The following is a 21,263-nucleotide window of genomic DNA, read 5'->3' on the forward strand; positions in this document are numbered from 1 at the left end:
CGGCGGTCGGCCCGCAGCTGAACCGGACGTGAACAGCTCCGTCGTGACCTGCGGCTGAACCGTTCGGCGACACGGCACGTATGGAAGGGCGTACACATCGCCGGTCTCCCCGCCGCCGGAAGCGAGGTACCGCCATCAGCGACCACGACGCCCAACTGCTGCGCGCGCTGCACGACGAGCATGCCGACGCGCTGTACGCGCACGCCCTGCGGCTGGTCAACGGCGATCGGCCCCGCGCCGAGGACCTGGTGCAGGAGACGCTGCTGCGCGCCTGGCGGCACCCCGAGTCGCTGGACCCGCGACGCGGCTCGGTACGCGCCTGGCTGTTCACCACGGCGCGGAACCTGGCCATCGACGCCTGGCGGCGGCGCTCGGCCCGGGTCGGCGAGGTGTACACGGACGAACTGCCGGAGACCGCCGAGACGGTCGACGAGACGGAGCGCGCGGTGGAGGCGTGGACCGTGGCCGAGGCGCTCAACCGGCTCAGCCCGACCCATCGGGAAGTGCTCGTCGAGTGCTTCTACCAGGGGCGTTCGGTGGCGGAGGCGGCGGCGCGGCTGGGCGTACCGCCCGGCACGGTGAAGTCGCGTACCCACTACGCGCTGCGCTCACTACGGTTGGCGCTGGCCGAGATGGGGGTGACCGGATGACACGCTGCGAGTTCGCGCACGACGACGGGGCGTACGTGCTCGGTGCCCTCGCCCCGGCGGACCGGGTCGCCTACGAGCGGCACCTGGCCGGCTGCGCCCAGTGCCGGGAGGCGGTGGCCGAGATCGCCGTGCTGCCCGGCCTGCTGGGCCGGCTCGACCCGGCCGGCCTGGAGCAGTTCCTGGAGGTCGGGCCGGAGACGTCGCGGGTGCCCGCGCTGCTCGACGCCGCGCGGGAGCGCAAGCGCCGCGAGCGGTCCCGCTCCCGCCGCCGGTACGCGCTGACCGCGCTCGCCGCCGCCGCGCTCGCGGTGCTGGCCGGCGTCGGGGTGGCGCTGGTCCAGCCGCCGGCCGAGCCGTCCACGCCGCAGGTGGCGTTGACCTCCATGCGGCCGGTGGCCGGGACGGTGCCGGTGCACGCCGAGGTGGGGCTGACCGAGACGCCGTGGGGCACCGAGGTCACCATGCACTGCGGCTACGACAGGCGGGCCGGGCACCGGGAGGCGTACACGTTCCGGCTGGTGGCGCACGGCCCGGACGGCGCGACGGAGCAGATCGGCTCCTGGCTCGCCGCCCCCGGCGACGACCTGCGGTTCTCCGGGGTAACCCGGTTCACCAGGGGTGAACTGGTCCGCCTGGAACTCCTCCGAGGCGCCAATTCCCCCGTCCTGGCCTACGACTTCCGCTGACCGCCGTCCCCTCCCCGTTGATCTTGCAGTTGCGGCCCTCGGCGCGGGTGATTGGTCCCTTTCGCCGGGGCGGTAAGTGCAAGATCAACGGGACGGGGTGGGTGCGGCGGCCGGGGTGGGATTGCGGGTGGACTGGCGGGTGCGGTGGGAGTGGCGCAGGGCGTCGGCGGTGAAGACCATCAGGGCCAGCCACACCAGCGCGAAGCCGGCCAGCCGGACCGCGGGCATCGGCTCGTGGAAGATCAGCACGCCGCAGCCGAGCTGGAGGATCGGGGCCAGATATTGCAGCATGCCGACAGTGGACAGCGGCAGCCGGTTCGCCGCCCCGGCGAACAGCAGCAGCGGGATCGCGGTGGCGGCGCCGGCCAGCACCAGCAGCGCGGTGTGCCCGGCCGAGACGTGCCCGAACGTCGAGTCGCCGCGCGCCGACAGCCAGCCCAGGTACGCCAGCGCGGGCAGCGCCAGCACCGCCGACTCCACGAACAGCCCCTCCGTGGCGGGCAGCGCGAGGCGCTTCTTGACCAGGCCGTACCCGGCGAAGCTGAACGCCAGGGTGAGCGCCAGCCAGGGCAGCCGGCCGTAGTCGACGGCGAGCACCGCCACCGCGAGCCCGCCGACGCCGAGCGCCGCCCACTGCGCCGGTCGCAGCCGTTCGCGCAGCAGGAAGACGCCGAACAGCACCGACACCAGCGGGTTGATGAAGTACCCGAGCGCCGTCTCCACCACCCGGTCGGAGTTCACGCCGTAGATGTACGTGCCCCAGTTGACGGCGATCAGCGCGGCGGCGAGCCCGATGCCGGCGAGCGCCCGCGGCCGCCCGGCCAGCCTGCGCAGGAAACCGGCGTGCCGCGTGGCGGCCAGCAGCAACGCCACGAACGCCACCGACCAGAGGATCCGGTGCGCGAGGATCTCCATCGGCCCGGCCGGGCGCAGCAGCTTCAGGTAGATCGGGAAGAAACCCCAGATCAGGTACGCGCCGACGCCGTACAGGTAGCCGAGCCGGAGCTGGTTCACCGCTCCACCGTAAGTGGTGGATCTGTCTGCTGATCCTTATCGGTGACCGGCGTCACCCGCTGATCCAGCTCCATCCACCGATCCGGCGCGACCGGGCGGAAGCCGAGCTTCGCGTAGACCCCGTGCGCGTCGAGCGTCGCCAGCAGGATCCGGCGTACGCCCAGCTCGGCCAGGTGGTCGCGGACCGCGCCGGCCAGCCAGGTGCCCAGTCCGCGACCGCGCTCGGCCGGGTCGACGTAGACGTCGCAGAGCCAGGCGAACGTGGCGCGGTCGGTGACCACCCGGGCGACAGCGACCTGCCGGCCGTCACCGGGGCGGTAGACGCCGAAGCCGATCGAGCCGGCGAACGAGCGCGCGACCGTCTCCCGCTCCCGCCCCCGCGCCCAGTAGGCGTCGCCGGCGAGCCAGGCGTGCACCCGGTCCAGGTCGATCCGGTCCGGGTCGGTGCTGATCTGGTAGCCGTCCGCGCGGGTCACAGTGAACACCCGCCGACGCTAGCGCCGACACCCGGGCCGCTCGCCAGCCAATTCCCTCCTGGTGGCCCCGGCCGGTCGCCGTCGCGCCGGGCCGGGGCCGGGGGTGTCAGTCGCGGTCGAGGACGGCGCCCAGGATCCAGGTGACGATGCCGACGAACAGCGCGCCCAGCACCGCCTCCGGCCAGAACCCGTCCACGTGGAAGGGCAACCCGGCCTCACCGGCGATCCAACTGGTGAGCAGGAAGAGCAGGCCGTTCACCACGAGCGCGATCAAACCGAGGGTGAGCAGGTAGAAGCCGCAACCCACGGTCTTGATGATCGGCTGGAGCACCGCGTTGACCACTCCGAAGATCACCGCGACGAGAACCAGCGTGATCACGGTCTCGGTGGCCGACCCGGAGTCCAGCGAGATGCCGGGGATGAGCAGCGTGGCGAGCCAGAACGCCACTGCCGTCGAGCCCACACGAATCAGAAGACCCTTCAGGAAATCCATGGCCGGGATCGTGCCACGGACGTACCACCAGGGAAAGCAGCGTGACGCCCCCGCGCGCCTCAGCGTCGCGCCGGGCGACCGACCAGTTGCGACTCCACAGGCGTCGGTGAGAGCAGCGCCCACCGCAGGGCCCGCCGGTTGACCACCGCCACCATGTCGTCGCGGATGCGGGTCAACCAGTCGGCGGATCCGCCGAGCCCGAGCGCCGCTCCGGCCAGCGCCGCCTCGTCCGGGTCGAGTGGCTGCAGGATCGCCAGGTCGGCGCGGGCCAGCGTCGCCGTGTCGGCCGCGGTCAGCTCGTCGCGGACCACGAGCACGGACTGCCAGGCCGCGTCCGGCCCGGCCTCCGGCGGCACCGGGCCGACGTCGACCACCACCAGCAGCGGGCACAGCGGTGAGGCGGGCGCGCCGCCGGGCGGACGCCCCGGCGGAAGCAGCGGTACGCCGCCACCGAGCGTCCCGACGCCGCGGACGAACGGCTCCCAGGCCCGGGGACGGCCGGTCTGCACCGCCACCCGGGCACCCAGCGCCAGCGCCCGCAGCACGAGCAGTTGAGCGGCCGGCACACCGCCGATCAGCAGCACCCGTGTCGGGGCGGGCCGGAACAGGCGCACGGTGAGCGCGGCGCCGTGGCGGTTGGCGCCCACCATCAGGCCGGCGGTGGCCGGGGGCAGTTCCAGTGCGGGCGGCGGCGACCCGGACCCACCGGTCACCCCGAGCGGCAGCGTGGCGGCGAGCCCGGCCAGGTGCTCCCCGTCGAGCCGGCGCAGCTCCCCGCCGACGTCACCGGCGACGCGCCGAAGCGTCCGATCCACCGCCGACAACTCGTCCGCGCTGCCGGCGGCGACCCGCACCGCCAGCTCGGCCGGGGCCGGATTCGTCCCGGCGCGGGGTCCGACCGTCAGCGCGACGGTGGTGGCGGTGGCGGGCACCGCGAGCAGCCGGGTGACCAGCCCCGGGGAGGGCTCGCCCCGCGGATCGGGCCACCGGCGCAGTCGCCAGGTGGCCTGCGCCAGCCCGCCCACGGTGAGCAGCGGCCACGTCTCCCGGACCGGGGCGCCGGGCTCGTGATGGGCCAGCTCTGCGATCACCCGCAGCGCCGCGTCCCCGCCGAGCGGCCGGGCGGTGAGCGGCCCGAGCCGGCGGACGATCCGCCGCAGCGTGCCGGAGAGCGCCCGCAGCAACTCCTCGTCCGGCCAGCCGTCCGCCCGCAACACCTGGACGGCCAGGACCGCGCGCGTCCGCCCCGGCACCCGGCCGTCGGTGAGCTGCCGGTAGGACGTCCCGGCGGGACCGCCCGCGACGGCCGGCACGGGCGCGGGGGAGGACGAGAAGACGAGCTGCAACCGGACCGCTGGGGCGTCCGGGCCGCTCGGCGGGAGCAGGTCGGACGGTACGGGCAGCCGGCGCGCGTGGTCACCGAGCAGGTCGTCCGGGTCGCCGAGTTCCAGCAGCGCGGTCAGGCCGGCGGCGTCGTGCAGCACCGCGGCCGGACCGCCGGCCAGCTCGGTGGAGCCGGCCACCGCCCCCGGCCGGACCAGTTCCAGCAGCGCCGCCGGATCGGCGGCCGACGGCAGGGCGCGGCGCCGGGTCAGGTACGCGACGGCGGTGACGAGCCATTCGTGCAGCCAGCGGCCGCGTACCCGGATCCACGCGGCCGGCAGCATCAGCGCGGCGGTGAGCAGCGCGGCGGCGGTCGCCACGAAGCCCCGCCCGGCGGCGGCCACCAGCACGGCCGCCGCGACCTGTGTCGCCACGACCTGACCGGCCCGCTGCCGCGCGCCCGGCCGCCGTGTCCACAGTGGGGCGGACGCGGCCGGCCGGGTCGTTGTCGTCGCGGCCACCGCACCTCCTCGCCCGGGTCCCGCTGTGACGTCACCGTGGCACATCGTAATGGCCGAGTTGTCCACAGGGGAGCCCGAGGGGGTAGCAGAACCGGAGTGGGGCGGCTACCGTCAGCGACGAAATCGTCGAGTCGCGTGTCCGCCGCCTGGTCTTCCCCTCCACCGGCCCCGGGCGCCCCCGGCGAGTCCACGGTGGTCACCGGGGTGACCAGCCACGACCGAGGAGACGAGGTGACGTCCGGGATGTCCCAGACCCAGGCAGAAGCCGCGGTGATGCAGCAGACCGCCGCGAAGTTCGAGCAGGTCGACCAGTCGCTGCAGACCATGCTCAGCGGCCTGATGGCCGAGCTGGAGGTGCTGCAGCAGGCCTGGCGGGGCGCCGGAGGGCGCTCGTTCGCGCAGGTCAAGCAGCAGTGGGCGCAGGACCAGGCGGCCCTGCAGCGGGCGCTGCGGGAGACCGCCACCGCGATCCGCACCGCCGGCCGGCAGTACGACCTGTCCGACACCGAGGCCGCCGGCCGGGTGGCGGGCACCAACCGCGGCATCCAGCTGCCGCTCTGACAACCGGAAGGATCGAACTCATGGAGCACGGTGTGCTGGTCGTCAACTTCGCCGCCCTGCAACAGGCCGGCGCCGACATCCAACGGGCGCTGTCCACCCTGGAGAGCCAGCTCGGCCAGTTGGAGCGCGACGCCGCCCCGCTGGTGGCGAGCTGGAACGGCGCCGCCCGCGAGGCGTACGAGGTGCGGCAGTCCCGGTGGCGGGCCGCCTCGCAGGACCTGCAGGCGATGCTGCGCGACATCAAGCTCGCGGTGGAGGATTCCGCGGCCGACTACCTCGACACCGAGAAGCGCAACACCAACCTGTTCCAGTGAAGCGTCCCGTGCGGCCCGGGTCTGCCGATCCGGGCCGCACGGCGGTTCAGGCCGGGTCGGCCGCCCGCCAGCGGCGCCGTGCTCCGCGCGGCAGCACCAGGGCGAGCGCCGCCACGAGTGCCACGGTCCCGCCCACGACGGCGGCGGTCAGCAGCGCCCGGTCCCGGGCCGTCCCGCGGCGAGCCTCGCGGGCCAGCGCGGCCGGATCCGGCCGGTCGGCGGGCAGCGCGGCGCCCGGCCGGGGCCGGGAGTCCACCACGCCCGCCGACTCGGTCACCGCCCGGTACGGGTTGAGCACCCCCGCGCCGTAGCCGGTCTCCCGTCCCGGGGCCGGGTCGGCGGCGGCCACGATCCGGGCGGCCACCTCGTCCGCGCTCAGCCGGGGCCGGTACTGACGCAGCAGCGCCGCGGTGCCGGCCACGAACGGAGTGGCGTAGCTGGTGCCCTCCGCCCGGTGGTGTCCCTGGCGGGGCGCCGCCATCAGCACCTCGCTGCCCGGGGCGACCACGTCGACGTACGGGCCGGTCTGGGAGAACGCCGAGCGGGTGCCGTCCGGGCCGATCGCGCCCACCCCCAGCACGCCGTCGTACGCGGCCGGGTAGGGCTGGGGATCGCCGTTGTCGTGCAGGTTCCCGGCGGCGGCCACCACCACCACGTCCTGTCGCAGCGCGTACGCGACGGCGGCGCGCACGTCGGGGTCGTCCGCGTACAGCACGACCGACAGGTTGAGCACGTCGGCGTCGTGGTCCACCGCCCACCGGATCGCCCGGGCGAAACCGGCCGCGTCGACGGTACGCCCCGACTCCCGCCCCTCGACCACCTGCTGCTCGCTCACCCGTACCGGGAGGATGCGCGCGTCCGGCGCGAGGCCGCGGAACGCGACGCCGGGCTGCGGGGCGGCGGCGACGATGCTCGCGACACCGGTGCCGTGCCCGGCGCAGTCCCGGGTGCCGTCCCCGCCCGGGTCGAGGAAGTCGGCGCCGGACAGGACGCGCCCGGCGAGCTGCGGATGGGACCGGTCCACGCCCGAGTCGATCACCGCGACCACGACTCCGGCGCCGGTGGCGAGCGGGGCGAGCCGGTCCGGGGCGTACCGTTGCTGCGGCCACGGCTGTTGCGCGACCGGCCGCGCCGGGGCGGGTGGCGAGGCACAGCCGGCCGGCGCGCGAGCCGCCGCGGGGGCGACCGGAGACCCGACGGCGAGGAGCGTCGCCAGGGCGGCCACGGCCGGGTGCGCGACAGGCCGATACATCGACGACCTCCGTAACGTGTCGGCTCCGGGACGGGATGTTATCGCCTCGTGGACATCGGGGCGGACCGTCGATGGCCAGAAGTCCTGATCTTGCTGCCACCTTGTAGGTTGTAGGCGATGCCTGTGGCCTGTTCGCGGAAGGAGAGGTGGCCGTGACCGGATGGGAGCCGGCCACCGAGGCCGAGGTGGCGATGCGGGACGCGCTGCGCGCCCAGGACCAGCAGCAGTACTTTCGGGTGCTGACGCGCGTCGATCTGTTCCTGCCGGTCACGGGCGGCCCGGCCGGCGGATGGGGCACCTGGACCTCCGGCGGCCGCACGCACGTGCTCGCCTTCACCTCCGCCGCCGCGTTGCGGGCCAGCCTGGGGGAGAACGCCGGCACGGCCCGCCGTGTGCCCTACCCGGAACTGGCGGACGGCTGGCCCAACCCGGAGTGGTGGCTGGCGGTCAACCCCGGGCTGCCGATCGAGGGCTACCTGCCCGCCTGGTACGTCGCCCAGCTCTCCCGGGGCGACGTCCGGCTGCCCGGGCGGACCATGGGCGCTCGGGCCCGGCTGGAGCGGGTGGAGGGCGCGGCCCGGAGCGCGCGCAACGGCGTACCCGATTCCGCGCCCCGCCCGTCCGCCGTACCCGTCCCGCCGGCCGCCGTCCCGCCCCCTGTCGTTCCGGCTCCCGCGGTTCCACCCGCAGCCGTTCCGCCTCCCGCGGTGCCGCCTCCGGCGGTGCCGGGCGACCGGGGCGGACGGCGGACTGCGGACGACGAGCCGCCGACGGTGCCGGTACGCGGCGGTTCGGTGCTGGGGCGGCGGCTGCCGACCGTGCCGCCCCGCCGCCGGGAGCCGGACCGGGACAGCCCGGGCCGCGCCGACCCGGGCGACGAACCGGGTACGGACGCCCTGGACGGCTGGCTCACCGACCTGCGCCGCCGCCCCGACGAGCCGGACCCCTTCGCCGCCGAGCCCGCGTCGACCGACGAGCCGCCGCCGACCCCCACGCCACCGCCACCGTCGCGGTCCTTCTTCGAGCCCGCCTCCGGTCGCTCGGCCCGGCGCCCGTCACCGCTGGACGCGCCACGGCGGGCCGCCGACCGGGCCACCCCGCCGACCCGGTTCGCCGGTGGCCAGCCGTTTCCGCGTCGCCGTCCGCTGAACGAGCCGGTACGGGAGGACCCCACCCAGGCGTTCGCGGCGCAGGCGGACGAGTCGCCTCCGGCGCTCCGGACCGACGAGGCGACCCAGGCGTTCCGGCCGAGCCGCCCACCCGAGGACGCCATCGGGACGCTGCCCCGGCGTCACTCCGGCCCTGCGACCCCCGCGACGGACACGTGGGCCGACCCGGTCGGCCCCGACCGGGAGGCCCCGCCCTGGAACGCTGCCGAGGACCCGACGGAGGCGCTGTCGCCCTCGATCGCCGAGCCGGTGTCGAGCCCGCCCGCGCCGCGCCGGGACTTCACCCCCATCGTCATCGAGGGCACGGTCATCGAGGCCCGCGACCTGACCGAGCCCGATCAGCCCTGGTCCGCGCAGTACGCCGACCCGGTGCGTGCCGCGCCGGCCGATCACGCGGCGGCACCCTGGGCCGGTGACCCGACCGCGCCGCTCCCGGCCGACCCGCTGCTGACGACCGGCGACGAGACGATGAACCTCACCGAGGCCGCCCACACCGTTGCGCCGGCCGAGACGGCGCCGTTCGACCGGGCCGGGCGGCTCGACGATCCGACGGTGTCGTTCACCTCGACGGCCGAACCCACTGTTTCCCTGTTCGAGGCGCACACGCCGGCTGCCGAGCCGACCACCTCGCTGTTCGCGCCGACGCCGCCCGAGCAGACGGCGGCCCTGTTCGCGCCGGCCACCGCCGGGGAACAGGCCACCGTGTCGCTCTTCGAGCCGGCCGCCGACGCCGAGCCGGCCACGCAGCCGGCCACCGAGGCCGAACCGGCGGCCTTCGACGACTCCGTCACCACGTCGCTGTTCGCGCCGGGTGAGCCGACCGTCGCGCTGTCCACCCCGCACGAGACGCCGGACACCTCGGCGCCGCCCGCGCCCCTGGCGGAGCCGGCGCCGATCGACGGCGACCCGGTGAGCGCCGCCGCTCCGGCCGACTTCGTGCCGGCGAACAACGTGGAGGAGGAGTTGCTGGCCGCCGCGGGCAGCGGGAGCACCGACGGCTTCCTCACCACCCTGCTGCTGGCCCGGGTGCTGCTGCCGGCCGCGCCCGACTCGGCCGCGGGCAGCCGGCCGGGTGAGCCGGGGTTCGTCTGGCACACCGAGCCGGTGGACGGCGAGACGTCCGTCTCGGTCTACACCTCCCCGGAACGCCTCGCCGAGCACGCCGGAGACGCGGTCGAGACGGTACGGGTCAAGTTCGTCCAGCTCATTCGCAAGTGGCCGGACGTGTCCTGGTCGTTCCGGGTGAACCCGGGCAGCCCGGTCGGCGCGACGTACCCGGGGGAGCAGGTTCTCGCGCTCGCCAACTGGGCGGCCGAGGTGGGCCTCGGCGACGACCCGGAGCCGGCCGCCGCGCCGCAGCCGGCGGAACGACAGCGCCCGGAGGCGCCGACGATCGCCGCGAACCAGCCGGTGACCATGCAGAAGGCGATCGCGGCGAGCCAGCTCGCGTACTACCTGGAGCGTGGCTACGACCGGGTCTCCGGCTTCGTGCACCGGGCCGGGGAACTGGCGCACCTGAACAGCCCGGCGGAGCTGTACCGGGCGCTCGGGCTCGGCCACCCGGGTTCGCCGTTCTCCCCGGACGACGAGGAGATCTACCTCCTGCGCTGGCCGGCCTACCGGCCGAGCCTCTACCGGATCCCCTACGGCGGGCCGAACGAGGCCGCGATGCGGGCGATGGAGGGCTGGGTGATCGAGCGACCGCCGTTCCGCGGCAACGGCTTCGCCCCGGGGGAGAGCAGCGACGTGATCGCCGAGTTCAAGGTGGACAGCGCCCGCCTGCCGCACGGCGCCGAGCTGTGGCGGCTCGGCGCGGACGGCGCCACGCGGCTGGTCGCGGTCCTGGACACCGACGCGCTGGTCTGGCGGAAGGCGGACGAGGCGTGACCCGCGACGGCTACGTGGCCCGCTGGCGGGGGCGGGAGTACCAGGCCAGCCCCGCCGGGGACGAGGTCCGCCTCTACCAGCCCGGCCCGGAGGAGGGGTTCACCGAGGTACGCCCCGGCCGGTACGTCCGGGTGGTGCCGGCGGCCGAGGTCGACGATCTCGCGTACGTGCGGACCACCTGCACCTGGCAGGGACAGCCGTTCATCGTGCTGGCCGAGCACGAGGGCTGGCTGCGGCTGGAGTACACGGGTGGGCGCTGGCCGGTGGCCGAGGCGATGGGGCTGGAGGCGTTCGATTTCGGTGTCTACCAGGGCTGGGCGCCCGCGACCGAGGTGGCCGACCTGGGCGAGCAGCGGGTCTGAGTCAGGACTTCGCCCAGCGCAGGACCTCGCCGAGCACCAGGTCACGGGCCTCCACGTGGGGGAAGTGCCCCACGTCGTCGAGCAGCCGCCACTCGTACGGCGCGCTGACGTAGCGGCCGGAGCCCTGGGCGGTACGGGGCAGCGACGCGCGGTCCAGCGCGCCGTGCAGTTGCAGGGTCGGCGTGACGAGCGGCTTCTGCATCAGCTTCACGAAGCGGTAGCCGTGCAGCCGCAGCACCGAGCGGAACGCCCAGCGGTAGCCCTCCATCGCGCAGAACGCGGCCTGCGGGATCTGCATCGCGACCCGGCAGCAGTGGGCGTAGGCGGCGAAGTCGGAGCTGTCCGCCCAGCGCGGGCCGCCCCACCGGCGCAGGATCTCCTCCACCTCGGCGGCGTCGTCCCGGGTCAGGACGTGCTCGTAGCGGGGGAGCTGGAACTTGAGCGTCGCGGTGGCCGAGGCGAACTGGCCGCGCGGGTCGGCGAAGATGGCGGCCCGCAGCCGCAGCGGGTGCGGCGCGCCGAGCACCACGAGCCGCCGGACCAGGGTCGGGTGGAAGGAGGCGGCGGTCCAGGCGATGAGCCCGCCCGCGCCGGTGCCGACCACCGTGGCCGATCGCTCGCCGAGTGCGCGGATCAGGCCGGCGACGTCGGCGGCGAGCGTGTAGCCGTCGTACCCCCGGGGTGGTTTGTCGCTCGCGCCGTAGCCGCGCAGGTCGACGGCGACCGCCCGGAAGCCCGCGTCCGCGACCGCCGGCAGCATCTCGTGCCAGGCGTACCAGTACTCGGGGAAGCCGTGGAGGAAGAGCACCATCGGACCGGCGCCCGCCTCGACGACGTGGAACCGGCTGCCGTTGGCGCCGACGAACCGGTGCGTCCACGGCCCCTCGGGCAGGACGCAGGACTCGTCGACGGGTCCGCCGCGCTGGTCGGTCATGGGGCACAGCCTAGGGCCGCCGATCGCGCATCGGGCTCGCAGGTGACCAGGATCAGGGATTTCTCCGGGAGGTGACCCATGCGGCCCGGCGACCGCTTGCGGGGTCAGGATTCGGCGACGCGCATGGGGATGCCGGGCCCGCAGTCCACCGAGCGGTCCCGTGCGGTGAGCCGCAGTGAGACGAAGTCGCCCTTGCGCAACTCCCCGGCGTTCGGGCCGTACACGGCGTACTCCGTGCCGTTCTCGTCCATCAGGCCGTAGCAGGGTCCGGCGCCGCCCCGGGTGATCCATCCGGCGACGACGCCGGCCGGGCGGTTGTCGGTCGGCTTCCTCGGCGGGCCGGCGGGACGCCGCAGCGTCGGCAGTTCGGTGGCGGACAGCGGCGCGGGCCGGTCGGCGGGCGCGCCGGCGCCGCTCGCGGCCGGCTGGTGGTCGTCGGACACGGATCCTCCGTCTCGGCCGCGCCGTCGATCAGCGCCATCGTGGGGCGGCCGGCAGCGTGGGGCGGGTGTCGAACGGATGGGACGCGGGCGGGGTACGCCGGGTTCCCGGAAAGGGCGATGCCCGGGCGGTGAGCCCGCCCGGGCATCGCGTGGCGCGTCGATCAGTGGATCAGGAGAAGCGGACCTTCAGCGAGGTGCCGTTCTGCTCCAGGACCTTGATCTTGGTGCCGGTGGCCGGGAGCTTGACGCCGTGGTTCGGCAGCTCCGGGTACCAGTACTGCTTGGTGTCGTCGAACAGCGGCTGCGCGTCCTGACCGCGGATGTACTGCGGCTGGCTGTTGATGTGCAGCGTGAACGAGTCGGCCTTCTTCAGGCTGAACGGCGCGTCGTAGACCTGGACACGGGCCCGCCAGGGCTGGCCGGTCAGGTTGTAGATCGGCCGCGGGTGCGCGTCGATGATCATGTTCCGACCCTCACCCGGGTGCGCGAACGTGTCGTTGTCCGCGAACCGCAGGTTCCAGTAGGAGATCAGCAGACCCTCCTGGTACGCGTAGTGGTCCACGTAGTCCGGGCGGGTGTTCGCGTAGCCGAAGAAGTACGGGCCGGTCTTGAGGTACTTGTCGTACGAGACGTACGACCGGTGACCGGCGATGTAGTAGTTGTCGAACTTACGGGTGTAGGTCTCCTCGACGATGCTGAAGCCGCTGAGGGTCCAGCCGTTGGCACCGGCCTCGGCGCCGTCGGTGAGGAGGGTCTGACCGTCGGCGGTCACGGTGATCGCGTCACCGTAGAAGCCGCCCTCGGACACGCCGCCGTCCGTCTGGTAGCGGAGCCGGAACTGCACGACCTTGCCGGCGACCGCGTCCATCGGGATGTTGACGTCGACCCACTGGTCGTTGCTGGAGCCGTCCAGGGCGTAGCGCCCGGGGGAGATCTCCTTCAGCGGGGTGCCGTTGGCCGTACCGGGCAGCGAGGTCCAGGTCTGGCCACCGTCGGTGGACGCCTCGAAGAACAGGTAGTCGTAGTCCGCCTCGATGCTGTAGCGACCCTTCATCGACAGCGCGGCGCTGGTCTTCCCGGTGAGGTCGACAGTGCGCGTCATCGTGTTGTTCAGGTCGTCGTCGTTGCCCGAGAAGAACTGCTTCGTACCCTCGAACGGCTTGCCGTTCTGGAACGTGTACTCCCGCTGCGGCAGCACCACCACGGCGCCCTGGGCCTTGTTGGAGTTGTACTCCTGCGGCCCGAGTTCCAGGGTGCGCTTCTGGCCGGCCACGATCACCTCGTAGTCGAGCCAGCCGAGCTGGAGCTTGTTCCAGGCGCCGAGGTCGCCACCGCGCTCGCCGATGCCGCCGTCGTTCTTGGCGCCGAGCCGGCTCTGGGCCATCAGGGTCCAGTGCTCGTTGTTGTTGTCCCCACCGCTGACCACGTTGTAGTCGTCCGGCAGACCGAGGTCGTGGCCGTACTCGTGGTAGAAGACGCTCCGGCCACCGTTCTCCGGCTGGATCGTGTAGTCACCGATCCAGACGCCGGTGTTGCCGATCTGGGTGCCGCCGGCCGGGAAGTTCTCCGGGCCGGTGTTGCCCTGGTCGCTGGCGAAGGCGTACCACCGGTGGCTCCAGATGGCGTCCTCACCCTGGTACGGGTCACCGTCGGCCTCGTCGCCGCCGGCGTGGACGATCTGGAAGTGGTCGATGTAGCCGTCCGGCTCGTTGAAGTCGCCGTCGCCGTCGAAGTCGTACCGGTCCCACTGGTCCATCGCCTTGACGTCCGCGGCGATCTCCGCGTCGGAGCGGCCCTGCGCCTTCTGGTCGGCGACCSACTGGTTGGCGGCGTCGCGGACCAGGGCCCAGGTGTTGGTGCAGACGTTCGAGGCACACRGGTAGCCGCCGGAGCGGCCGTAGCGAGCCTCGTTGTACCGCACCTTCACCCAGTTGGTGACCTCGCCGTCGACGCTGTACCGACCCGAGGACTGGGCCTCGTAGTACTGCTTCAGCGACTCGTCGCCCGGGTTGGTGCCGAAGTACAGCTGCCGGTAGTAGTCGGCGCTGTAGTCCGCCTGCCAGACCGTGGAGTTGTCCACCGCGCGGTTGGGCTGGGGGATCTGGTTGCGGAGCGGACCGTCGAACCGGGTCGGGCCCGGGGTGTCCGGGTCGGTGTCCTGGTCCGGGTAGTTCGGGTGCCGCTCGTCGCCGAACTCCGCGAGGATGACGAAGATCCTGTCGGTCCGCTCGCGGGAGAGTTCGACGTACTGGTCCTTGGTCGGACCCTTGCCGGCCTTGGTGCTCTTGGCTGCCTTGCCCGCCGCGGGACCGGCGGCGGCCCGCTCGCCGACCTTGACGACCGTGCTGCCGTTGATCTTCTGGGCCTTCGCCCTGCCGGACAGGACCTCGCTGAGGCCTTCCTGGCGCAGCGCGCGCCGCTTCTCCTCGAGCGGGTTGGGCAGGTCGTGCTCAGCCTGCGCAGGCTCGGCCACCGACGGAGCGGCGGCCGGCAGCTTCGGCGTCGGCGCGGCGCTGGCGGCCGTGCCTGCCACCAGCCCCGTCGCGGTCAGCGAAAGCCCGAGCAGACCCACTGCGACTTTGCGCACGTGGTACCTCCGGTGTGAGGGAACCGGCCCAACTGGGGGTACGGGCCGGTGGAACGGTCCACTGGTGGGACCAAGGGTGAACATAGACACTGCTGCGACTGGTGGGAAGACGCGTGCGTCGATTTGTTGCAACTTTTTGTTGAGAACGCTTTTCACCGTCACACACCTGCCCGTCACCGAGTCGTTGACCAGCGACGATGCGCGGAGCCGCGACTGCAGAGACATGCATGGATTAATGGGTTACGCGGAAGGGCCGGGAGCGCTCACGCTCCCGGCCCTTCCCCCATCGAGCTAGATCAGATCATTTTTCGGTCATTCCGGTTCCGCTTTGACCGCGCCCGTTTCAGGGACGCGGCGGGACCACGTACACCTGGGCGTACGAGTTGTCCTTGGCGGCCCGCTTGATGATGATCGAGACGCCGTACTGGACGCCCGCGTCACCCGGGTTGCCGGTGCCGAGCACGATCGCCCCGCCACCCAGCGTCGAACCGTAGTAGTCGGTCGCCGGAGTGCCGTCCGGGTTCACCACCCGGGTCGTGTACTGCTGGTTGCCCCGCGACGGGACGACCACCGAGGCGTCGTTGTCCCGCGCGTACGCGGCGCCGTCACGGATCTCGATGCCCGGGTACCAGCCCTTGGCGTCGGTGAAGCCCTTCACCGGCGCCTGCGGGCCGAACTTCGTGCAGTACTCGCTGTACGGCTCGTCCGCCGCCTCCAGGCACTCCTTGAACGGGTACGTGGGCTTGAGGCCGAACGCGGCGTTGGAGGACTGCGGCCGGCTGGGCAGGTTCTTCAGCACCGACGGGTCCTTCTCGGCCGCGGTGCCCTTGCGGCGCAGCGGGTCGTTGTGCGAGTCGACGATCAGCAGACCGCCCTTGGCGCCGTAGCTGGGCAGCGCGGTCATCTGCGCGGTGACGTGGTTGACGTCGCCGAGCTGGGTGTCCCGGTACCAGACCAGCATGCCCGGCGCGTTGTACGCGATCCGGTCGACCTTCCAGGCCTCGTGCGAGTAGACGGTGTCGTAGGTGTACTTCAGGCCGTTGTCGAAGCCGTCGAAGTTACGCCACTCGGCCAGGTAGTAGTGCGACTTGACCTGCGTGCCCGAGTCGATGTACCAACCCGCGCCGCTGGTGTCGGTGAAGGTGCCGCCGGTCTGGGTCCAGCCCGCCGCGCCGCTCTCCACGTCGTCGCTCCAGGTGGTGGCGCCGCCGCCGGTCACCGAGAAGTCGTCGGCGAACCAGCCGCGCTCGACGAACGCCTCGTCGGTGGCGTACCGCAGCCGCACCTGCACGGTCTGCCCGGCGAACGACGACAGGTCGACGTAGTCGTGCCGCCAGCCGCCGGTGCTGCCGCTCAGGCCGTACTTCTTGTTGCCGAAGTCGACCATCCGGCCGTTCGGGTCGGCGTAGCCGTCGTTTGTGGAGACCAGCGCGCCGCCCTCGGCGTACACCTTCTGCTCGTTCCAGGTGGCGCCGCCGTCGGTGGAGACCTCGACGAAGCCGAAGTCCCAGTCCGCCTCGATGACGTAGTTGTTCCACATCCAGAACTTCGCGTCGGCGGCGTTCGGGACGGTCACCGTGCGGCTGAGCTTGACGTCGGCCCAGTTCTGGTCCGCGCCGGAGTACCACATGTTGCCGCCGCTGTGCGGCGTCGCCAGTGAGATCACCTTGTCCGGCAGGTCGATCTTGATGCCGTCCTCGGTGCCGACCGGCGTACGCGACGTCTGCCCGAGCTTGACCAGTTTGGACCGGTCACCCGGCCCGAACGTCTTCGGCTCGGCCCAGCCCAGCACCCACTTGTCCCACAGGCCCATGTGGGTGGGCAGCGCCTGGAAGATCTCGCCGGAGTGCGAGCCGGACGCCATCAGGTCCCAGAAGTCCACGTCCGAGTCGGCGTTGCCGGAGGTGTCGTAGAGGTCCGGCAGGCCCAGGTCGTGGCCGAACTCGTGGGCGAAGACGCCGACGCCGGCGTCCTCCGGCTGCACGATGTAGTTCGACACCTTCAGGTTGGTGCCGGGGATCGTGTAGCCGCCGGCCACCGTCGAGGAGTGCGCCCAGACCGAGTAGATGCCGATGTCGCCGCCGCCACGGGACTTGCCCTGGTTGGCGTGCACCAGCACCAGGTGGTCGATCACGCCGTCCGGCTCGTGGTAGTTGCCGTCGCCGTCGCGGTCGCTCTGGTCCTCGATGTCGTAGTCGGCCCAGGGGAAGTTCGGGTCGGCCGCGGCCAGCGCGTCGATCGCGTCGGTGGCGAGGCGGCCGGCGCCCTGCGGGTTGTCCGGGTGGCCGTTCATCGACTGCTCACGCCCGGCGACCCAGTTGCCGTTCTCGTCCTGGAAACAGCGCGACGCGGCGTACCAGCCCTCCGAGTGCGGCACCGTGATCCACGGGGTGGCCTGCCCGTCCACCGTGTACGCGCCCTTGGACATCTCCAGGTACATGTTGTGCATGGTCCGCCCGGCGAGGCTGATGCCCGGCTTGCCGTCCGGCCCCTTGAGGTCCTTGCGGACCCGCTCGGTGATGCCCTTCTTGCTGTAGAGCATCTTGTCGTAGTGGGCCGGCGAGAAGTCCGGCACCCACATCGAGTTGTTGTCCTTGTGCGGCAGCGTGGCCGGGTTCGGGATGGTGTTGTGCCGCGGCCCGTTCTGCACCGTGCCGGGAACGCAGGTGCGGTCCTCGAACACCGTCTTCGGGACCATCACGCCTGTGAAGTCGTCGTTGGCGTTGTCGTTGAACTCGACGAGCAGCGTCAGCAGCTTGGCGGTCTGCGTACTCTTTGCCTGCTTGATCTTGCGAGGGCTCTTGCCGGTCCGGATGGACTTGGCCTCCAGCTTGGCCAGCTCACGGGCCGCGATCGGGTTGCCCCCGGCGTACTTGCGGTCGTAGGCGCGGGCCTCGTCCGCGGGCGAGGTGAAGACGCCGTCACGGCCCTTGATCTCCTTGCCGCCGGTGTCCGGCTGCACCTCGGGCTCGGCGTAGTTGATGTAGTGCTCGTCCGCCCCGATCGTGACCGGTGCGGACCGGGACGGCTGGGCCGCCGCGCTGCCCGTCACGGTCAGCGACGTGGCCGCGAGCGCGATGACGGGCAGCGCGACGAGTAAGCGTCGCCGTGCCCTGTGCTGCGACATGGGGAGCATGCCACTCCGTTCGTAGGGAATGGTGGGGAACCGGCCGTCTCACTGACGCTCGTCGAAATCCGCCGGTGCGGCTGAACGTAACCGACAACAAGCGACATCGACAGTGGTGGAAAAGTGCTCTGGCCGATCAGGTCAGATCGGGTCCCCCGATCGACCGGCGCGGATCCCGGATACGACGAAGGGGGCGGACCGCGCCGCGGTCCGCCCCCTGGTCGGCTGTCGTCAGTCCTCGTCGGACTTGCCGCCGCTCATCCCCGACGAGATCAACTCCATCACCGAGGAGTCCTGGAGCGTTGTCACGTCGCCGAGCGACCGGTTCTCCGCCACGTCCCGCAGCAACCGGCGCATGATCTTGCCGGAGCGGGTCTTCGGCAGCTCCGGCACCAGCATGATCTGCCGCGGCTTGGCGATCGGGCCGAGCGTCTTCGCCACGTGGTTGCGCAGCTCGGCGATGAGCTGCTCGCCCGCGTCGCCGGCGGTCTCCGCGGTGCCGCGCGGGATGGCGAACGCGACGATCGCCTGCCCGGTGGTCGGGTCGGTCGCGCCGACCACCGCCGCCTCCGCCACCGACGGGTGGCTGACCAGCGCCGACTCCACCTCCGTGGTGGAGATGTTGTGGCCGGACACCAGCATCACGTCATCCACCCGGCCGAGCAGCCAGATGTGCCCGTCGTCGTCCTTCTTCGCGCCGTCACCGGCGAAGTAGACCCACTCGTCGCCGATGTTGGCGCCCGCGCCGAACCGCGACCAGTACGTCTCCAGGAAGCGGTTGTCGTCGCCCCACACCGTCCGCAGCATCGACGGCCACGGCTCCTTCAGCACCAGGTAACCGCCGCCGCCGTTCGGCACCGACTCACCCTGGTCGTCCACCACGTCGGCGACGATGCCGGGCAGCGGGCCCATCGCCGAGCCGGGCTTCGCCTCGGTCACACCGGGCAGCGGCGAGATCATGATGGCGCCGGTCTCGGTCTGCCACCAGGTGTCCACCACCGGCAGCTCACCGCGGCCGACGTGCTGCCGGTACCAGATCCACGCCTCCGGGTTGATCGGCTCGCCGACGCTGCCGAGCAGACGCAGCGACGACAGGTCGTACCCGGCCGGGATGTCCTCGCCCCACTTCATCATGGTGCGGATCAGCGTCGGCGCCGTGTACAGGATGGTCACCTTGTACTTGTCGACGATCTCCCAGAACCGGCCCTTGTGCGGGGTGTCCGGCGTGCCCTCGTACATGACCTGGGTGGCGCCGTTGGAGAGCGGGCCGTACACGATGTAGGAGTGCCCGGTCACCCAGCCGATGTCGGCCGTGCACCAGTAGACGTCCGACTCCGGCTTCAGGTCGAACACCGCGTGCGTGGTGTACGACGCCTGGGTCAGGTAGCCGCCGGTGGTGTGCAGGATGCCCTTCGGCCGGGCCGTCGTGCCGCTGGTGTAGAGGATGAACAGCGGGTGCTCGGCGTCGAACGGCTGCGCCTCGTGCTCCGGCGCCGCCGTCTCCACCGTCTCGTGCCACCAGTGGTCCCTGCCCGACCAGGCGACCTCCTCACCGGTACGCCGCACCACCAGCACGTGCTCCACCGACGGGCACTTCGCCACCGCCTCGTCCACGGTCGGCTTGAGCGCCGACGGCTTGCCCCGCCGGTACCCGCCGTCCGCGGTGATCACCACCTTGGCGCTGGCGTCCTGGATCCGGTTGGTGAGCGCGTCCGCGGAGAAGCCGCCGAACACCACGCTGTGCGTGGCGCCGATCCGGGCGCAGGCGAGCATCGCCACCGCCGCCTCCGGGATCATCGGCATGTAGATCGCCACCCGGTCACCGGCGGTCACGCCCAGCTCCGTCAGCGCGTTCGCCGCCTGGCAGGTGAGCCGGTGCAGGTCGGCGTAGGTGACGGTGCGGGTGTCGCCGGGCTCGCCCTCCCAGTGGATCGCCACCTTGTCGCCGAGGCCCGCCTCGACGTGCCGGTCCAGGCAGTTGTACGCCACGTTCAGCGTGCCCCCGGTGAACCACTTCGCGAACGGGGCGTTCGACCAGTCGAGCACCTGCTCCCACGGCTGGGCCCAGGCCAGCCGGCCGGCCTGACGCGCCCAGAAGGCCAGCCGGTCACCGGCCGCCTCCTCGTACGCCTCGGCGGTCACGTTGGCGTTCGCGGCGAGTTCAGCCGGCGGCGGGAACTGGCGCGTCTCGTTCAGCAAGTTGGCCAATGCCTCGCTCATGCGGTGACTCCTTCGTCGCGTGACCTGCGTCTCCTACTCCGGGGAAGGTTAGTCCCGCCGTACCCCGGTCGCGACCGCCCGGCCCCGCACCGCGCGCCCAGCGGCCCTCCCCTCGCGCCGAGGTGTAAGGAAGGGCCCCTTGTTAACGCCTCCGGTAGAGGAAGGGACCCTTATTAACAACCCCGGGCATGGGGGGAGCCCGGCGGTCGCTAGCGTGACGGGGTGACCACCGATCCGCTCGCCCCGCTGCTCGCGCTCGCCGACGTCGCCCCCGCCGTCGAGCAGGCCCGCGAGCGGGTCGACCTGGCCCACCGGCACCGCGCGCTGCGCCGCCAGGGCGGCCAGGTCGCCGCCGAGGTCAGCCTCCGCTCCGCCGTGGCCAGCGCCGCGCTGGAGGGCCGCGTCCACGACCGCGAGGAGGTACGCGCCGGCACCGTCACCGACCCGGTGATGCAGGGCGCGCTGCGGGTGGCCGGAGCGCTGCCCGGGCTCAGCGACCTCTGGCCCAAGGCGCCCCGGCAGGTGCTGGCCCGGCTGCACGTGCTCGCCGCCCGCGACGTGGTGACCGAGGAGGAGTTGGGCCGGCCGGTCGCCGACCCGGTGGTCGCGGCCCGCCTCGACGGCCTGGCCGCCCTGGTCGCCGGTGGCACCAAGGTGCCGCCGCTGGTGCTGGCCGCCGTCGTACACGGCGAGCTGCTGAACCTGCGCCCGTTCCCCGGCCCGTCCGGGGTGGTGGCCCGCGCCGCCGCCCGGCTGGTGCTGATCTCCACCGGGTTCGACCCCCGCGGGCTGGTCGCTGTCGACGTCGGTCACCGCGAGCGCGAACCGGAGTACGTGGGCGCGGCCGGCGCGTTCGCCACCGGCACGCCCGACGGCCTGCGCTCCTGGCTGCGGCACTACATGACGGCTGTCGAGGTCGGCGCCGACCAGATCACGCTCATCGGCGACGAGATCCTCGCCGCGTCCTGAGGTCGCGGGTGTCAGGCGGTCGGCGCGGCGGTGCGGGTGCGGCGGTGCCGGCCGTACCAGGCGATGCCGATGGCCACGCCGACTCCGACACCGAGCGCCGCGGCCGCGACCGGCACGGCCGGCCGCTCACGCAGGCGGCGGCCCAGCGGAATCGGGTGCCGGAACTCCAGCACCGGCCACGAGTTCTCCACCGCCAGCTTGCGCAGCGCCCGGTCCGGGTTGACCACCGTCGGGTGCCCCACGCACTCCAGCAGCGGCCGATCCGAGTACGAGTC

The 21,263-nt window shown here is 72.8% G+C and carries 17 protein-coding genes and 1 pseudogene; 7 read left to right on the top strand and 11 right to left on the bottom strand.

Annotation, left to right across the window (positions count from 1 at the left end; translation table 11 throughout):
• The first annotated feature begins 80 nt into the window (after positions 1–80).
• Positions 81–650: a sigma-70 family RNA polymerase sigma factor gene (locus tag A8711_RS17395; protein WP_036343884.1), complete on the top strand. Its 570-nt coding sequence runs from the start codon at positions 81–83 to the stop codon at positions 648–650.
• Positions 647–1,336: an anti-sigma factor gene (locus A8711_RS17400; RefSeq protein ID WP_069088820.1), complete on the top strand. Its 690-nt coding sequence runs from the start codon at positions 647–649 to the stop codon at positions 1,334–1,336. The genes A8711_RS17395 and A8711_RS17400 overlap by 4 nt, the downstream gene beginning before the upstream one ends.
• A gap of 84 nt (positions 1,337–1,420) precedes the next feature.
• Here A8711_RS17400 and rarD read toward each other — a convergent pair whose 3' ends face one another.
• From rarD to eccE, 4 genes are all read right to left on the bottom strand, one after another.
• Complete coding sequence (gene rarD / locus A8711_RS17405) at positions 1,421–2,350, bottom strand: EamA family transporter RarD (RefSeq protein ID WP_069088821.1); 930 nt, start codon at positions 2,348–2,350, stop codon at positions 1,421–1,423.
• Entirely contained in the window at positions 2,347–2,835 is a 489-nt protein-coding gene (locus tag A8711_RS17410; protein ID WP_064448439.1) for a GNAT family N-acetyltransferase, read from the bottom strand. The genes rarD and A8711_RS17410 overlap by 4 nt, the downstream gene beginning before the upstream one ends.
• 97 nt (positions 2,836–2,932) lie before the next feature.
• Complete coding sequence (locus tag A8711_RS17415; RefSeq protein WP_030503717.1) at positions 2,933–3,319, bottom strand: phage holin family protein; 387 nt, start codon at positions 3,317–3,319, stop codon at positions 2,933–2,935.
• Between the two features lie 59 nt (positions 3,320–3,378).
• Positions 3,379–5,163, bottom strand: a complete 1,785-nt coding sequence (gene eccE / locus A8711_RS17420; RefSeq protein ID WP_069088822.1) for a type VII secretion protein EccE — start codon at positions 5,161–5,163, stop codon at positions 3,379–3,381.
• A gap of 243 nt (positions 5,164–5,406) precedes the next feature.
• Here eccE and A8711_RS17425 point away from each other — a divergent pair, with 243 nt between their 5' ends.
• Positions 5,407–5,724, top strand: coding sequence for a WXG100 family type VII secretion target (locus A8711_RS17425; protein WP_030503719.1), 318 nt, complete (start codon positions 5,407–5,409; stop codon positions 5,722–5,724).
• A gap of 20 nt (positions 5,725–5,744) precedes the next feature.
• Entirely contained in the window at positions 5,745–6,038 is a 294-nt protein-coding gene (locus tag A8711_RS17430; RefSeq protein WP_043327280.1) for a WXG100 family type VII secretion target, read from the top strand.
• A gap of 46 nt (positions 6,039–6,084) precedes the next feature.
• Here A8711_RS17430 and mycP read toward each other — a convergent pair whose 3' ends face one another.
• Positions 6,085–7,290 carry a type VII secretion-associated serine protease mycosin gene (gene mycP / locus A8711_RS17435; protein WP_069088823.1) on the bottom strand — a complete coding sequence of 402 codons (1,206 nt, stop codon included), beginning with the start codon at positions 7,288–7,290 and terminating at the stop codon, positions 6,085–6,087.
• Positions 7,291–7,442: 152 nt separating this feature from the next.
• On the opposite strand from mycP, the gene A8711_RS17440 reads away from it, so the two are divergent.
• Both A8711_RS17440 and A8711_RS17445 read left to right on the top strand, forming a co-directional pair.
• Positions 7,443–10,346 (top strand): SseB family protein, encoded by a 2,904-nt coding sequence (locus A8711_RS17440; RefSeq protein WP_069088827.1) that lies wholly within the window; start codon positions 7,443–7,445, stop codon positions 10,344–10,346.
• Positions 10,343–10,708 (top strand): hypothetical protein, encoded by a 366-nt coding sequence (locus tag A8711_RS17445; protein ID WP_043327276.1) that lies wholly within the window; start codon positions 10,343–10,345, stop codon positions 10,706–10,708. Before A8711_RS17440 ends, A8711_RS17445 begins: the two co-directional genes overlap by 4 nt.
• A 1-nt stretch (position 10,709) precedes the next feature.
• Here A8711_RS17445 and A8711_RS17450 read toward each other — a convergent pair whose 3' ends face one another.
• The 5 genes from A8711_RS17450 to acs all read right to left on the bottom strand — a co-directional run bounded on the left by A8711_RS17450 (position 10,710) and on the right by acs (position 20,019).
• Positions 10,710–11,642: an alpha/beta fold hydrolase gene (locus A8711_RS17450; RefSeq protein ID WP_069088824.1), complete on the bottom strand. Its 933-nt coding sequence runs from the start codon at positions 11,640–11,642 to the stop codon at positions 10,710–10,712.
• A gap of 104 nt (positions 11,643–11,746) precedes the next feature.
• On the bottom strand, positions 11,747–12,085 hold the full coding sequence (locus A8711_RS17455) for a hypothetical protein (protein ID WP_069088825.1): 339 nt from the start codon (positions 12,083–12,085) through the stop codon (positions 11,747–11,749).
• A 169-nt stretch (positions 12,086–12,254) separates the two neighbouring features.
• Positions 12,255–14,657, bottom strand: coding sequence for an immune inhibitor A domain-containing protein (locus A8711_RS17460; RefSeq protein WP_069088826.1), 2,403 nt, complete (start codon positions 14,655–14,657; stop codon positions 12,255–12,257).
• 358 nt (positions 14,658–15,015) lie between these two features.
• A complete protein-coding gene (locus A8711_RS17465; RefSeq protein ID WP_231915639.1) occupies positions 15,016–17,799 on the bottom strand; it encodes an immune inhibitor A domain-containing protein in 2,784 nt (927 codons plus the stop codon).
• 231 nt (positions 17,800–18,030) lie between these two features.
• Positions 18,031–20,019 carry an acetate--CoA ligase gene (gene acs / locus A8711_RS17470; protein ID WP_043327265.1) on the bottom strand — a complete coding sequence of 663 codons (1,989 nt, stop codon included), beginning with the start codon at positions 20,017–20,019 and terminating at the stop codon, positions 18,031–18,033.
• A gap of 222 nt (positions 20,020–20,241) precedes the next feature.
• Here acs and A8711_RS17475 point away from each other — a divergent pair, with 222 nt between their 5' ends.
• On the top strand, positions 20,242–20,988 hold the full coding sequence (locus A8711_RS17475) for an oxidoreductase (RefSeq protein ID WP_043327263.1): 747 nt from the start codon (positions 20,242–20,244) through the stop codon (positions 20,986–20,988).
• 11 nt (positions 20,989–20,999) lie between these two features.
• Here A8711_RS17475 and A8711_RS17480 read toward each other — a convergent pair.
• Positions 21,000–21,263 (bottom strand): annotated as a pseudogene (locus A8711_RS17480) (HAD-IB family hydrolase); the annotation flags it as partial.

Source organism: Micromonospora sp. II (assembly GCF_001709195.1).
GTDB classification, from domain to species: domain Bacteria; phylum Actinomycetota; class Actinomycetes; order Mycobacteriales; family Micromonosporaceae; genus Micromonospora; species Micromonospora chalcea.